General features: G+C 64.0%; 10 protein-coding genes. All 10 read right to left on the reverse strand.

The window, feature by feature from the left end; translation table 11 throughout:
- Position 1: 1 nt before the first annotated feature.
- Positions 2–1,072, reverse strand: coding sequence for a class I SAM-dependent methyltransferase (locus tag PVZ78_RS01695; RefSeq protein ID WP_273828147.1), 1,071 nt, complete (start codon positions 1,070–1,072; stop codon positions 2–4).
- Positions 1,062–1,919, reverse strand: coding sequence for an NAD-dependent epimerase/dehydratase family protein (locus PVZ78_RS01700; RefSeq protein WP_028681939.1), 858 nt, complete (start codon positions 1,917–1,919; stop codon positions 1,062–1,064). Before PVZ78_RS01700 ends, PVZ78_RS01695 begins: the two co-directional genes overlap by 11 nt.
- A 5-nt stretch (positions 1,920–1,924) precedes the next feature.
- Positions 1,925–3,151, reverse strand: a complete 1,227-nt coding sequence (locus PVZ78_RS01705) for a class I SAM-dependent methyltransferase (protein ID WP_273828148.1) — start codon at positions 3,149–3,151, stop codon at positions 1,925–1,927.
- Complete coding sequence (locus PVZ78_RS01710) at positions 3,148–3,708, reverse strand: dTDP-4-dehydrorhamnose 3,5-epimerase family protein (protein ID WP_273828149.1); 561 nt, start codon at positions 3,706–3,708, stop codon at positions 3,148–3,150. The genes PVZ78_RS01705 and PVZ78_RS01710 overlap by 4 nt, the downstream gene beginning before the upstream one ends.
- Positions 3,705–4,787 carry a CDP-glucose 4,6-dehydratase gene (gene rfbG / locus PVZ78_RS01715; protein WP_101281987.1) on the reverse strand — a complete coding sequence of 361 codons (1,083 nt, stop codon included), beginning with the start codon at positions 4,785–4,787 and terminating at the stop codon, positions 3,705–3,707. Before rfbG ends, PVZ78_RS01710 begins: the two co-directional genes overlap by 4 nt.
- Positions 4,769–5,542 carry a glucose-1-phosphate cytidylyltransferase gene (gene rfbF, locus PVZ78_RS01720; protein WP_009047679.1) on the reverse strand — a complete coding sequence of 258 codons (774 nt, stop codon included), beginning with the start codon at positions 5,540–5,542 and terminating at the stop codon, positions 4,769–4,771. The genes rfbG and rfbF overlap by 19 nt, the downstream gene beginning before the upstream one ends.
- Before the next feature lie 307 nt (positions 5,543–5,849).
- Positions 5,850–9,422: a glycosyltransferase gene (locus tag PVZ78_RS01725; RefSeq protein ID WP_038630993.1), complete on the reverse strand. Its 3,573-nt coding sequence runs from the start codon at positions 9,420–9,422 to the stop codon at positions 5,850–5,852.
- Positions 9,423–9,543: 121 nt separating this feature from the next.
- Positions 9,544–11,118, reverse strand: a complete 1,575-nt coding sequence (locus PVZ78_RS01730) for a flagellar hook-associated protein 3 (RefSeq protein WP_273828150.1) — start codon at positions 11,116–11,118, stop codon at positions 9,544–9,546.
- A 13-nt stretch (positions 11,119–11,131) separates the two neighbouring features.
- The gene (gene flgK / locus PVZ78_RS01735; RefSeq protein ID WP_009047676.1) at positions 11,132–13,183 is read right to left on the reverse strand and encodes a flagellar hook-associated protein FlgK; all 2,052 of its coding nucleotides are present in this window, start codon (positions 13,181–13,183) and stop codon (positions 11,132–11,134) included.
- A 10-nt stretch (positions 13,184–13,193) separates the two neighbouring features.
- Entirely contained in the window at positions 13,194–14,474 is a 1,281-nt protein-coding gene (gene flgJ, locus PVZ78_RS01740; protein ID WP_103331165.1) for a flagellar assembly peptidoglycan hydrolase FlgJ, read from the reverse strand.
- Between the last annotated feature and the right edge of the window lie 3 nt (positions 14,475–14,477).

Genomic DNA, 14,477 nt, shown 5'->3' on the forward strand with positions numbered 1-14,477 from the left:
GTCATTGGAACGAAGCGCTGTCGACTGCGTGATAGACATAACGCCCATCGGTCATGCGCTTGATTTCGTCGAGATAGTTGGAATTCATCACAAACAGGTTGGCGCCCTCGGGCAAGGTCGCCATGACCTCTTCGGGGGACGACACGCGGGCGCCGCTCAGGGGCAGGTAACGGCCCTGCTTGGCCGGATTGATATCCACCACCTGGTCCACCGAAACGCCCGCGCGCTGCAGGAACAGCGAATAGATCACGCCCTTGGACGACGCGCCCCAGATCGCCGAACCCGCCTCGGGCTGGGCCTGGATGATCTGCTTGGCGCGCTCGATGCTGGCGGTGAAATCCAGCGGCATCTCCAGGCGCGCAACCGCTGTCTCGCCCGGCTCACGCAAGGTGCCGAGGTCGGCCACCACGTACAGGTACTGGCCGCCGAACAGGTGACCGGCTTCGTGTACGGTGCCGAACATCCGCCGCAGGTCATCCAGGCGGAAGTAGTTCACATGCTCGTAGAACACGTCGAACCAGGCGCGATGCTCGACGATCCAGTCGAAGCACGGCACTTCGATGTAGATCTGCCCGCCCTGGTTGGCCTCGGCCATCTCCGCCAGGAACGCCCGCGGGTCGGCGATATGCTCCAGCACATGGCGCAACACCACGGCATCGGCCGACAGGCCCAGGCCACGGGTAAAGGGCGCCTTGATCACATCGGCGTTATCGCCCTCGTAGGCCGGGTCGATACCGGTAATGCGGTAGCCCCGCTCACGCAGCAGCTCGAGGAAATAGCCCTTGCCGCAACCGACCTCGATCAACTCGCGGCCCTTGAAATGCCGGGCGATGATGCCCTCGACATCCTGCAGGTGGCGCTGGAACTGCGCCGAGTGGGCCTGCTCGTTCTGGTAGTCGCTGTCGTAGCTCAGCTTGTCGGGGTCGAAAGCCTGGTTGAAGATCAGGCCGCTCTCCTCGTCCTGCACCAGCACCATGTCGGCAGAGGCCGACGCCCTGGCGCTCTGCGCATCGGCGAAGGTACGGTTCTGCAGCACCGGCAGGTCCATGACCCGATACAACTCATGCCCCATGTTCTGCTCCCAATAGTTGTTGCAGGCGCTGGTTCGCCCCCCAGAACGCCATGGGCTCATGGGCGGGATAGGGGTAATGCCCCAGGTTCAGGCGGATCATCGAGCCGCGCTCGCGCACCCGTCGTTCGACCAGCGCGCGAACCGATATCGGCTGGCCGCTGGAACAGTTGACCACCCCGGAAAAATCCCGCCGTTGCAGCAGCGCCGCAAGGCTGGCGGCGGCATCCTCGATGGCCAGGTAATCGCGCAGCTGTTCGCCGGCGGACATGTCGAACACCGCATCGCCGGCGTCGATCGCCCGGTCCAGGGCGGCCAGCAGGCTGTTGGGGTTCTGCCCAACACCATGCAGATAGAACAGCCGCGCCCATTGCAAGGTGAAAGGCAGCTGCTGCTGCAGGTTTTCCAGGAACAGCCGCAGGCTGTGCTTGGCCAACCCATAGGGATTACTCGGCTGCGCCGGTGTCTGCTCGTCGAGCGGACCGCTCTGCATACCGTATTCGAAACAGGTACCGGTGATCATGACCTGGGGCACGCCTGCCTCGACCGCGGCCTTGATGAACCGGTAGTCGGCCATCAGATTGTGCTCGAGATGGAACAGCGCCTTGTAGTTCGGCAGCCCCGGCCAGGCCAGGTGCGCCAGGGCATCGACGCCGTCGACCAGGGAGGCGATATCGCTGTCGGCGGCATGCACGTCCGCGGCCACCCGCTCTACCGCTCCAGCCCAGGGCATGGCGGCCAGCTTTTGTGGATCACGGGCCAGCGCCCGTACCTGGCAGCCGCGGGCCAGCAAGGCGGCGACCAGATGCCGGCCGACAAATCCGCTGGCCCCGGTGACCAGTACCTTCAAGCCACTCACAGCAGCTTCAACTCGGGCACGGCGATCACGAAACGTCCGCCCCACTGGCGAACGTGGGCCAGCTGCTCGCTGACTTCCTGCAACAGGTTCCACGGCAGCACCAGCACATAGTCCGGGCGCTCGCTGTCGATACGCTCTGGCGCAACCACCGGAATCCGGCTGCCGGGCAGGAACTTGCCCTGCTTGTGCGGGCTGGCGTCGGCGACCCAGGCCAGCAGGTCCGGCTTGACCCCGGCGTAATTGAGCAAGGTGTTGCCCTTGGCCGCGGCGCCGTAACCCACCACGCGCTTGCCTTCGGCCTTGGCCTGGAGCAGGAAGCGCAGCAGCTCATGCTTGATCCGCTCGGCGGCCGGCGCCAGGGTTGCGTAGTACTCGGGGGTCTTCACGCCCGCGTCGAACTCGGTTTGCAACTGCTGCTGCACCGCCGGTTGCACGGCGCGGCGTTCGCCGTCCTTGCGCTGCACGAAAACCCGCAGCGAACCGCCATGGGTCGGCAGCTGGCAGACGTCGAAGACTTCCAGTCCGTTGCGCTCGCACAGTGCCTGCACCGCGGTCAGCGACAGATAGGAATAGTGTTCGTGATATAGGGTGTCGAACTGCGCGCCGGCCATCAGCGTCAGCAGTTGCGGGAATTCGAAGGTGGCCACGCCGGTCGGCTTGAGCAGCGTCGCGAAACCACCGAGGAAATCATTGATGTCCGGTACATGGGCCAGCACATTGTTGGCCGCCATCAGGTCCGCCGCCCAGCCTTGGTTTTTCAGCTGCGCGGCGGTGTCGCGACCGAAGAACAGCTCACGAATCTCCAGGCCTTTTTCCCGCGCGGCTTGCGCGGTGCTGCGGGTCGGCTCGACGCCCAGGCATTTGATCCCGCGAGCGGCCACGTACCGCAACAGGTAACCGTCGTTGGCGGCGACTTCCACCACACGGCTGTCAGCCGTCAAGCCAAAGCGCTCGACCATCTCGGCCACATAGCGCTCGGCGTGGGCCAGCCAAGTGCTGGAGAACGAACTGAAATAGGCGTATTCGGCATCGAACAGGCTTTCGGCGCTGGTGTAATCCTCGGTCTGTACCAGCCAGCATTGCTGGCACACGGCAACCTTCAGCGGCACCCATTGCTCGGCCTGTTCAAGACGCTCGGCATGCACATAGGCGTTGGACGGTGGTGAGGTGCCGAGGTCGATCAACGGCAGGCTCAGCGGTGCGGCGCACCCACGGCAGTTCATAGACGCACTCCAGCAAAGTGTTGATCGAGCGCGGGATGGCTGGAATCCCGGGCCGACAGATTATTGACAGGCAACGGCCAGGCAATCGCCAGCCGTGGATCATTCACCGACAGACCGCCCTCGTGCTCCGGCGTGTAATCGCCGCTGTGCAGGTAGAGCAGCTCGGCGTCGTCGGTGAGGGTCTGAAAACCGTGGGCGAATCCGGCCGGGATCAGCAGGCTGCGGCCATCGCCGGCCTTCAAGTGCTCGGCGTGCCAGTGCAGAAAGGTCTCGGAGTCCGGACGCAGATCCAGCGCCACATCCCACACCTCGCCGCGCAGACAGGTAATCAGCTTGGCTTCCGGCGCATTGGCGTTCTGGTAATGCAGACCGCGCACACTGCCCTTCTCGCGGGTACAGGAATGGTTGATCTGGCGGATATGAAACTCGCTGCCGAATGCACTCAGACTGCCTTCGCAGAACAGCCGGGCGAAGTGTCCGCGCTGATCTTCGAAGCGTTTGTGCTGGACGCTGAACAGCCCGGCCAGCGGCAGCTGTTTCAAGGAAAACTCGCTCACAGCGCGCCCCGATACAGGTTCAGTTGGGCGAGGGTCACAGCGCGCATATCGTCGCCACGTTGCCAGGCCAGGTGCCAATCCAGGGTCTGCGCCAGGCATTGCTGCAGCGACCAGCGCGGTTGCCAGGCCAGCAGCTGGCGTGCGCGGCTGCTGTCCAGGCGCAACAGGCCGGCCTCGTGCAGGTCGCTCGGTTCGATGCGCAAGCCGGGGGCCGCCGGCCAGCGCGCGGCCAGCAACTCGACCACTTCGCCGACGCTGCACATGTCCACTTCGCTTGGCCCGAAGTTCCAGGCCCCGGCGAACTGCGGCCCTTGTTCGTAGAGCCCGGCGGCCAGTTGCAGGTAGCCGGCCAGTGGCTCCAGGGCGTGCTGCCACGGGCGCACCGCCTGCGGGTAGCGCAGGGTCACCGGCTCGTCGGCCGACCAGGCCTTGAGCACATCGGGAATCAGCCGTTCCGGGGCAAAGTCGCCGCCGCCCAGCACGTTGCCGGCACGCGCCGTGGCCAGGGCCAGGCCGTGTTCGGCGTACTTGTCGGCCGGGAAGAATGAGGCGGCATAGGACTGCGCCAGCAATTCGCAGCACGCCTTGCTGCTGCTGTAGGGGTCATGCCCACCCAGGGCTTCGTTTTCGCGGTAGGGCCACAGCCATTCCTGGTTGGCGTAGACCTTGTCGGTGGTCACCAGCACGCAGGCGCGCACGCCGCCGACCTGGCGGATCGCTTCCAGCAGGTTCAGGGTGCCCATCACGTTGCTCGAGTAAGTACCCAGCGGGTCACGATAGCCCTCGCGTACCAACGGTTGCGCCGCCAGGTGCAGGACGATTTCCGGCTGCGTCTCGGCGATCAGCTCCAGCAAGGCGCCAAGATCGCGCAGGTCGCCACGCTGGTCGTTGATGCCCTCGGCGACCCGCGCCAGCTCGAACAGGCTCGGCTCGGTCGCAGGGTCCAGGGAAAAACCGCTGACTTCGGCCCCCAGGCTTTGCAGCCACAGGGTCAGCCAGCTGCCCTTGAAGCCGGTGTGGCCGGTCAGCAGGACCCGCTTGCCGCGCCAGAATTGCGGGCTCAGTCCCATTGCTTCCATGGGGCCTCCCCACTCTGCCAGAGCTGCTCCAGGTGGTTCTTGTCACGCAGGGTGTCCATCGGATGCCAGAAGCCGTCGTGCTGGAAGGCGTGCAACTGGCCTTGCCGGGCCAGGGTAGTCAGCGGCTCGGCTTCCCACACCGTGTCGTCGGCGCTCAGCAGCGGCAACACCTTGGGCGACAGCACGAAGAAGCCACCGTTGATCCAGCCACCGTCACCGCGGGGCTTTTCGGTAAAGCCCAGGACGCTGTCGCCGTCGCGCTCCAGAGCGCCGTAACGGCCGGGCGGCTGCACCGCGGTGACGGTCGCGTGCTTGCCGTGGGCCAGGTGGAAGTCCACCAGGGCGCCGATATTCAGGTCGGACACACCGTCGCCGTAGGTGAAGCAGAAGGCTTCTTCGTTCTCCAGGTAACGCCCGGCCCGGCGCAGACGGCCGCCGGTCATGGTTTCCTCACCGGTGTCGATCAGCGTCACGCGCCAGGGCTCGCTGTAGTTCTGGTGAACGTCCATGCGGTTTTCCCGCATGTCGAAGGTGACATCGGAGGTGTGCAGAAAGTAGTTGGCGAAGAAGTCCTTGATCGCGTACCCCTTGTAGCCCAGGCAGATCACGAAGTCGTGAATGCCGTGGGCGGAGTACTGCTTCATGATGTGCCAGAGAATTGGCTTGCCACCAATCTCGATCATCGGCTTGGGCTTGAGATGGGACTCCTCGCTGATGCGCGTACCCAGGCCACCCGCCAAAATAACTGCCTTCATCGTCTCCCCTCTTGTTCGTCACAGGGCTCTGCCAAGCTGTACCGAGCTTTTTGCGGGCCTTCTGGATAAAACCTTGTGCCGTTGACGGCGTTTCGCGGGTCAGCGAAAACGCTCGTTTTATGGCGATATCGAGGGGGGCTTGCAGGAAACGCGCCAGCTCCTGGGTCCCGGGTCCATGACCCTGGGGCTGTGGAATAGGCCATGGGACAGTACGACAAGAGGTGCTTGAGCGGCGAAACCTGCCCCTGAATCGCCGCCATAAAAAAGCCAGGCGTCTAAGCCTGGCTGGTTGTGTTCCCGCACCCCATCAATCCGGCAACCACCCCTGCAGCCATAGATTCAGGTTGTTGCCCCGCAGCATGTAGTCGCGCAGGACTTCTTCGCGCAGCGCATCGCCCATGCGGTAGCTGGCGTCGGGGTCGGCCAGGTGCATGCGGATCGCCTCGATCCACTCCTGGGTGCTGTTACTCACGACCTTGGTACACGGCAGGTAGCCGCGATAGGCCTCGGTGTCGGTGCAGATCACCGGGTAACCGCAGGCACCGTATTCCAACAGGCGCAGGTTGCTCTTGCAGTCGTTGAAGATGTGAAACTCCAGCGGCGCCAGGGCCAGGTCGAGGTTGAGGCTGGCCAGTTTGAACGGGTAGGCCTGCAGACTAATGACGGAGTGGAACTCATGGACATAAGGCCGCAGCTCGTCCGGACACATGCCGAAGAACACCCACTCGACTTCATTGGCCAGCTCACGCACCACATCGACAATAATTTCCAGGTCGCCGGTGTGGCTGGTCCCTCCCCCCCAGCCTACCCGTGGCTTGCTCGAGGTGCCGCGGCGGCTGGTCAGACTACCCCAGGGATCGACCGGCAGCATGTTCGGCACGATCCGGATATCGCTGTGCATTCCCGACAGCGTATCGGCCAGCGGTTGCGTGGTGACCACTACCCGATCACACAGAGCAATGCTCTGGCGCAGCATTTCTTCGGTATTGACCGGCGTGTTGCGCGCATGGGAGTTTTTCTTCGGCGCGCTGATCACGTAGTCGTCCAGCTCGAATACCCTCAGGGCACTGGAGTAGTTTTTCATACGCTGGATATCGCTCTCCGCGCCGCCGCTGTAGCGACATTGCAGAATGATCGAATCGGGGGACAGGCGCTCAATCTCCACACTCGACGGGGACTCATAGGCGAACCGACCGAGCAGCCGCCCTTCCTCTTCCAGCGCCATGAGGGGCGCGGTCACCCGATAATGGCCCACTGCCGTTTTGGTTACCGGCAAGCCGAGCACCAGCGGCAAGGCCCGGGTCGAGAACGGGTTCCAGTTGTCGCGCAGCCCCACCTCCAGACTGAAGCTGGAATACCCCAGGCTCAGGGCCGGGTTGTAGGCCGGATCGCGGGCGACCAGAGGCATCCAGCGGCGATAGAAGGTGTCGTGCTCGCGCTCCTGTCGCTCCAGGGCTCCTGGCTCTTGCGGCGCCTGCTCGACGGGCGCCAGCATCAAGCTGGCATAGGGCGTCCAGACCACCAGGTAACCGTCGCGGTTGACCCGCAGGCACAGGTCGACATCACTCAGCCCCCGGGAATAGCTGACCTCATCCAGCTGGCCGACACTGTCAAAGACTTCCTTGCGCACCATCAGACAATCGCCACTGACCGCACTCCAGCTCTGCGGCACCTGCAAGCGCTGCATGTAACCGCGGGCGCTGGCAGCCTCGCCTTGGAACGGCGAACTGGCAGCGCCGGCCAGGCCAAGGATCAGCCCCGCATGCACAATCGAGCCGTCCAGGCCGAGCATCCGTGCTCCCACCACGCCGACTTCCGGCCGCCGGGCGTGATTGAGCAGTTCGTCCAGCCAGTCGCTGGAGCAGATCAGGGCATTGGCGCTGAGCAACAGCAGGTATTCGCCGCGCGCCTGTTGCGCTGCGTAATTGCGTACCGCCGCCTCAGTGCCGCTGCCGGCGAACGGCAACACCCGCAGCATGTCGGCGCCCAGCTGCGCCATCGCCTCCAGCCAAGCGGCCATGGCCGGGTCGCGGCTGCCGCTGTCGACGATCAGGATCTCGTAATGGCTGTAGGCAGTCTTTTCGATCAGGCTTTCGGTGCAGCGCTGCAAGGCCGCCAGCGAATCGCCGGCCTGGATGATGATCGACACCAGCGGCCGCTGCGGGAACAGGTAGTCGATGTGGTTGAGCAGCGGCAATTCGTCATGACGAATCCGGTGCTCGACGCCGATCCTGTCCAGATGCGCACCGACCAGGCCGGCGTTGCCCTCGATCACTTCGGGCAGCGACAGCCAGTCGGCGAAATTGTATGGGCTCTCGACCTGGATCTCGGCAATGTGTCCGATGGTCTGTGGCCCCGCCTCTTCCACCAGGCGCCACAGCACGTCATGGGGGGCCAGTTCGCCGAAGGCCGGATCGAAACCGCCCAGAGCCAGAAAACGCTCGCGCTCGAATGCCAGCGTCCGGCCGACATAGGGGTAACCGCGCATCAGGTCCAGGTTGAAGTCCGGCTTGAACACCGGATCGCTGGACTCGCCCTCGATCCGCGCGCCTTCATCGCTGTAGATGCACAGCGCGCCCGGCGTCGCGGCGATGCGCTCGGCGAGGATCAGCAGCGCCGATTCCTGGAGGAGGTCGCCGGCGCGCAGCAGGTAAAACCAGTGGCAACCTTCCAGCTGCGGCACCAGCGCATTGAGCTGCTGCGGCCACGGTGTTTCCAGTGGCAGTTGCAGCACGCGTTCGTGCTCCGCGCATTCGGCATTGGACAGGACCAGGATTGCCTGCGGCGCATACAGCTGCTGCGCCAGGCTTTGCAAGGTCGACTCCAGTGCCACACCATCCGCATCCACATCGATCACCACGGGCACGATCTGCGGTCGCGCTGACCAGCTGGCGATACGCTGTGGCAGATGGCGTTTCTCGGTCTCGCTGAAACGCCGGATCGCCAGCCACTCCTGGTAGAAGTCGGCATAACTTTCGCTCTCGCCGCCGACCCGACCACTGACCACGGTGTTGCGGTTGCCGAGCACCCGGGTCACGCAGAGTTCGTCCCACTGCCAGGATGGCTCGGACATTTTTGCCAGGTCGACGCAACGCACCCAGCCCGAGGCCGGGGCCGACTCGCCGCTGCGCGCGGCGAGCATCTGCGCCAGCCAGTCCCATTCGAGCTTCTCCGCCCGCTGCATTTCCGGCTGCTTGCTCAAGCGTTCCGGATACAGGCGCTCGGTGCTCAGCACAGTGTTAAGTAGCGCCAGGTTGCCACGCCGCATCAGGCACACGAACAGCGCCAGATCCAGCAACGCGAGGAAACCTGCGCCCTCCTGGGTCAAGGCTGGCAACAGCTCGAGCACGTCGGCGCGACGCATCAGGGTCGAACTGAAATTGCCAAGGAAGTTGCGTGGCGTGCTCTCGAGGATCGCCAGCATGTCGTCGCCCTTGAGCATGGCGTCGTTCGGCGACAGCCGGGCGTTCTCGACCCGCGGCGGCAGAATGAAGTTACCGGCATCGCTCATCATGCGCAGGGCGCAGACCAGATTGATCTCGGGATGATCGACCAGCACCTGGGCCTGCAGGGCGATGCTCGGGGCGAACAGGCGATCGTCGTCACAGAGGATCTTGATCAGCTCGCCCCGCGCCTCTTCGACACAGCGCAGCAGGTTCTTCTGCAGGCCCAGGCGTTGTGGGTTGCGCAGATAACGCACCGGATGGGGAGGCTCTACGATGGCCTCGACCACCTCACGAATCTCGTCGCCGGCCGAGTCGTCGCAGATGACGATTTCGACCCGCTCCCAGGTCTGGGCCAGCGCACTCTCGAACGCCTGGCTGAAGAAGCGCGGATTGAAGGCTGGGATGACGATGCTGACTAGAGGGCGTTGATTCACGGCGGGAAACTCTCGAGCGGCGGGCCCGGCCTGGTCAGGCGCGGGCCCCGGAACCGCTTAATGAAGACGGTTGACGGCTCGACGGCGCGGCCGCGCTCACAGGAGCGCGACCGGCTCAGGCTCAGACCTTGTTGAACAGGCCCAGCTGGGCAATCTTGCTGAAGGCCAGTTGCGAAGCTTGCAGCATGGTCTGTTGCAGGGTCAGGCGGGTCATCACCTCGGCCGGGTCGGAATCGCGGATCGCCGACTGGGTCTGGGTGTTGGCCGCGCTCAGGCTCAGGTTGGTCTCGTTCTGGATATCCAGCGCCGAACCCCGGCCGCCGATGTCGCTGACCGTGCTCGCCACCTGGTTGGCGCCGCTGGCCAGGTTGGCCATCCCCGCCTGCAACCCGGCATTGAGTTTCTGGATGGCGACCGGATCCCCGTTGGTCGGTGTATTCAGCACCGTACGCAGCTGGCTGATGGTATCGAGGACGTTCTGGGTCTGGTGGTTGTTGACCGCCACCACATACTGGTCGCCCGCCGCCGGGGTACCGCTGAAGGTGAAGTTCACACCAGACGCGGTGGCGGTGGAGCCGGCCATGGTGCCGGTGGAAACCGGCTTGCTGTCAGCAGTCAACGGCGACGCATACAGCTCGTAGTCGGTGGCGCTGGTGAACTTGAGGATCGCACCGCCGCTCGGGAAGCTGGCGTTGTAGGCGTTGTTGTTGCTGACGCTGGCACCAGTCACCACCGCGGTCGACGGGTTGCCCGGGCTGCGCGAGACATTGAAGGAGTCGGGCTTGGCCGCCAGGGTGAAGCTGTGACCGGCGATCTCCGTGTTCGGGGGGGTGGCATCGCCGGGTTTCAGGTTGATGCTCAGGCGCAGATCGACGCCACGGAAACTGACGGTCTGTGCCTCGGCGCCCTTGCTGGAGGAGAAGGAGCCATTCTGGCTGGCCTCGGACGTCACGTCGTTGCCGGCGCTGTCGGTGATCTTGAACTGAGTGCTGCTGAGGAAGCTGATGGTGTACGGCTCGCCGCTGCGGAACTCGCTGTTGTACTTCGGATTCGAAGACACCTGGCCGTTGGACAGCGTCACCCGACCGTCATCCACTGCCGGGGCAGTCATGCTGACCTGGCTGCGGCTGGTGTTGATGGCTTGCTGGAAGGCGGCCCAGCCGGTGGTGTTGGTGGCCATGGACATGGTGTCGCCCACTGGCAGGTTCAGCGTGGTCTGGTCGCCGTTGTAGCTGTAGGTGCCGTCGGAATTGCGGGTGAACGGCACGGTGTCGCCCTGGGAACCGGCAAAGATGTATTTGCCGTTTTCGTCCTGAGTGTTCATCAGGCTCAACAGCTGCTCTTCGATCTGCGCCAGTTCGGCGGCATTGGCCTTGCGGTCATCGTCGGTGTAACCGGCGTTGCCGGCTCCGCTCGCCAGTTCCTGGGCACGTGCCAGAACGTTGGTGATGCTGGTCAGGACCGATTCGGCCTGGCCCAGGGATGCCTTGATCGAGGTGGTGTTGGCCGAGTACTGGCTCAACAGCGAAGCCTGCTGGCCCAGTTGCAGCAGGCGCGAGGCGCCTACCGGATCGTCGGCCGCGGTGTTGACGCGAACCAGGCTGCTGGCCTCTTCGCTGCTCTTGACCACATTGGCGAAGTTCTTCTGGTAGTTGGCAGCCGAGGACTCGTAAAACTGGGCGGTGGAAATACGCATGGACTACGACTCCTTAAAGGCTGTTGATCAGGGTGGCGAAGGTTTCCTGCGCCGCCTTGATGATTTGCGAGGACGCGGTGTAGTACTGCTGGTACTTGACCAGGTTGCCGGTCTCTTCATCCAGGTCGACCCCGGACAACGAGTCCCGCGCGCCCTTGGCGTTGGCCAGGATCGCCTCGGTGGCCGCACTGTCGAGCTTGCCCTGGCTGGCCTTGGCACCGACGTTCTCCACCAGCTTGCCGTAGGCGTCGACCAGGGTGATGCCCTTGCTGGCCGAACCGGTATCCACGGTCTGCTTGGTCTGTAGCCCCGCCAGCGCGATGCCGTTGCGGTTGTCGGTGGAACCGGCGCCGTTGAACTTGACGTTCAGTCCTTCGCCGTCCTTCGGCGAGCCGGCGACGCTCATTTCCACGGTGAAGGTTTTCTGCACCGGCGGTGTACCGCCGTCGGTGATCGGGTTGCCGCTGGCATCGACCATCTTGATCTGCAGGTTCAGCGTGTTGTTCTGCCCCGGTACGATCGAACCGGTGCCCATCAACGTGCCCTTGGCATCGTAGTACTTGTAGCCCTGGCTACCGCCCGCGGGGGCGTCGAAGACCAGCTTGACCGGTACCGAGTTCTTGATCGCGGTCTGCATCTCGGCGTTGGCGGCCGAGTTGTAGATGTCCAGCGCCGGCTTGACTGTCGGCAGGCCTGGAATGCTCAGCGAACCGGTGGCCCCTGGCAGCACTTCGGCATTCAGCGGCGCGGCGATGGCCAGGCGCTTGGCGTCGGTCAGTTCGGTCTTGATCGTGGTCGCCGCGTTGCGGGTCGGGGTGATCTTGAAACTGTCGCCGGCGCTCATAGCCCCGCCATTGAGGCTCAGGGTGAAACCGTCGATCACCGGTGGCGGCGTGGTGGTGGTGCTGAACGCGCCCAGGCTGGTGCCGTCGGAGCGCTTGACGGTGTAGTCGGTGGCGCTGGTGAAGGTCACCTGGTAGTCGCTGATGGTCAGCTTGCCGGTGTCCTTGATGGTCACATCGAGGTTGCCCGAGCCGGCGCTGTTGTTGCCGTTGGCAATGCTGCGCTGGCTGATCAGGGCCGCACTGTTGATGTTGTTGAACAGCGCCGCGCCAAACTCGCCGTTCTTGTCGATACCTTGTCCGAGCTGGCTGTTGACCTGGTCGGCGATCACCAGGGCCACGCGCCCCAGTTCGTTCATCGCCGGGTCCAGCACCTCGTTGCGATAGCGCAACAGGCCACCGATCTCGCCACCGGTGACCACCGAGGTCACATCGATAGTGCTCGAGCCGCGATTGAGTTGCAGCGAAGAACGGGTCGGGTCGGTCTTGCCAGGGACCACTTCCAGCTTGCTGGTGGTGTTACCCACGACCAGCGGCTGGCCGCTGCCCAGGTACAGATCGACGCTCGAGCCGCGCTCCGAGACATCCACCTTGACGAACTGCGACAGCTGGCGCAGCGTCTCGTTGCGCGCGTCGAGCAGGTCGTTGGGCATTCCGCCGCCGCTGGAGACTTCGGAAATCTTCTGGTTCAGCTGGGCAACAGTGGCCGCCAGCTTGTTGACCTGGTCAGCCATGCTGCTCAGGTTGCCGTTGATGTTGGCGTTCTGCTCGTTCAACTGGCTGGAAACGGAATTGAAGCGGTTGCTCAGGGCTTGCGCGTCGCTGAGCAGCAATTGGCGCGAGGCATCGTCGGCCGGCTTGGCGTTGACGTTCTGCATCGAGGCAAAGAATTTGGTCAGCGCGCCGGTGATGCCGGTGCCGCTGTCCGACAGCAGCTTGTCCACCGGGGTGATCTGGCCCAGGTAGGCGGCGGCATCGCTGTTCAGCGAGGTGGTGGTCTGCAGCTGGGCATCCAGGTAGCTGTTGTACACCCGGCGCACGTCGGCCAGGGTAGTACCGCTGCCGATGAAGACGTTACCGTACTGGTTCGAAGCCTTGCTGCCCTGCACGGTCTGCTGGCGCGAGTAACCGGCGGTATCGGCGTTGGCGATGTTGTTACCCGTGGTCATCAACGACGTTTGGCTGGCTGACAGCCCCGACATCCCGATATTGAGCAAACTCATGATTCAGACCTTATAAATTCGTGGAAGCGCCCGCCGCAGCGTAGTTCTCGTAGCTCTTCATCTGCTTGGCAATCTGCGAAATCTTGCTTGCGTAGTCCGGGTCGGTTGCATACCCGGCTTTCTGCAATTCACGTACAAACTGTTCGGGGTTATCGGCCGCCTTCAGCACTTCTTGATAGCGATTGTTGCTCTGCAACAAGGTCACCAGGTCGTGGAAGCTGTCCTGATACGAGGCATAGGAACGGAACTCGGCCGTCTCCTTGACCATCTGCCCATTTCTGAATTCGCTGGTGATCGCCCGTGCCTGGTCGCCCTTCCAACTGCTGCCGGCCTTGATGCCGAACAGGTTGTGGCTGCTGCTACCGTCCTGCTGGCGCATCACCGATTTGCCCCAACCGGTTTCCAGCGCCGCCTGGGCGACCAGGTAGCGTGGATCGACCCCGATGCGGTCGGCGGCCTGCTGCGCCATCGGCAGCATGGTGGCGACGAATTCATCCGCCGAACTGAAGGCTTTCTTCGCCGGCGCCAACGGTGGCTGGGCCACGGCGCGGCCGTAGATCTGCATGCGTCCGTGCGGCACCGCGGCAAAGCTGCGCGAGCGGTTCTTGACCAGCGCGTCGGTAGCGGCCGTGGTGCGCTCCGGCAAGGCCGTCCGGTTGGTGGCGGCACTGTCGGCCGACGGCACGATGCCCGCCAGCAAGCGATCGGTCAGCTTGCTCGGCAGGGAAATGCGCCGCTGGTTGAGCAGCGCCATATCGTTATGGGTACCGCTGTCGGCGGCGCGCTGTGGCTCCAGCGCACGGGAGGCCCACAACGGACGCTGGCCATTGACCCGCGACAACGGGCCGCCCAATGCCGTGGTGCCGGCAGCGATGGCGGTTGGCGTCGCGACCTTTTCAGTCAGCGCGACCTTTTCAGCCTGGCCACCGGGCAAGGTCGAGGCCGCTGCCGCAGTGGTGGATTTGTTCTTCGACATCTGGCGCATCAGCACATCGGCCAGGCCGATACCACCGCCCTCGCGGGACATGGAAACCGCCAGCTGCTGGTCGTACATTTCCTGGTACTGCTTGGCCGCCGGAGTGTTGAGCGGGTTGTCCTTGCCCAGCGCTTCGGTAGCCGAGCGCATGGACTTGAGCATTTCGTTGAGGAACAGCGACTCGAACTCCTGCGCCACCTTGCGCATGTTGGCGTCGCTGTTCTTGTCGCCGACCTTGAGCTGGTTAAGCCGGTTGAGGTCCGAGTAGGAACCCGAATCGCCGCTGCTGACCAGACCGCTCTTGCGAATATCCATGAC

This window comes from Pseudomonas sp. SBT1-2 (assembly GCF_028640875.1).
GTDB classification, from domain to species: Bacteria; Pseudomonadota; Gammaproteobacteria; order Pseudomonadales; family Pseudomonadaceae; genus Aquipseudomonas; species Aquipseudomonas chlororaphis_I.

Coding starts and splice junctions, on each gene's coding strand:
- PVZ78_RS01705 (WP_273828148.1), bottom strand. CDS start 3,151: ATGAACTGCCGTGGGTGCGCCGCACCGCTGAGCCTGCCGTTGATCGAC.
- flgJ (WP_103331165.1), bottom strand. CDS start 14,474: ATGGATATTCGCAAGAGCGGTCTGGTCAGCAGCGGCGATTCGGGTTCC.
- rfbF (WP_009047679.1), bottom strand. CDS start 5,542: ATGAAGGCAGTTATTTTGGCGGGTGGCCTGGGTACGCGCATCAGCGAG.
- PVZ78_RS01730 (WP_273828150.1), bottom strand. CDS start 11,118: ATGCGTATTTCCACCGCCCAGTTTTACGAGTCCTCGGCTGCCAACTAC.
- PVZ78_RS01695 (WP_273828147.1), bottom strand. CDS start 1,072: ATGGGGCATGAGTTGTATCGGGTCATGGACCTGCCGGTGCTGCAGAAC.
- rfbG (WP_101281987.1), bottom strand. CDS start 4,787: ATGGAAGCAATGGGACTGAGCCCGCAATTCTGGCGCGGCAAGCGGGTC.
- flgK (WP_009047676.1), bottom strand. CDS start 13,183: ATGAGTTTGCTCAATATCGGGATGTCGGGGCTGTCAGCCAGCCAAACG.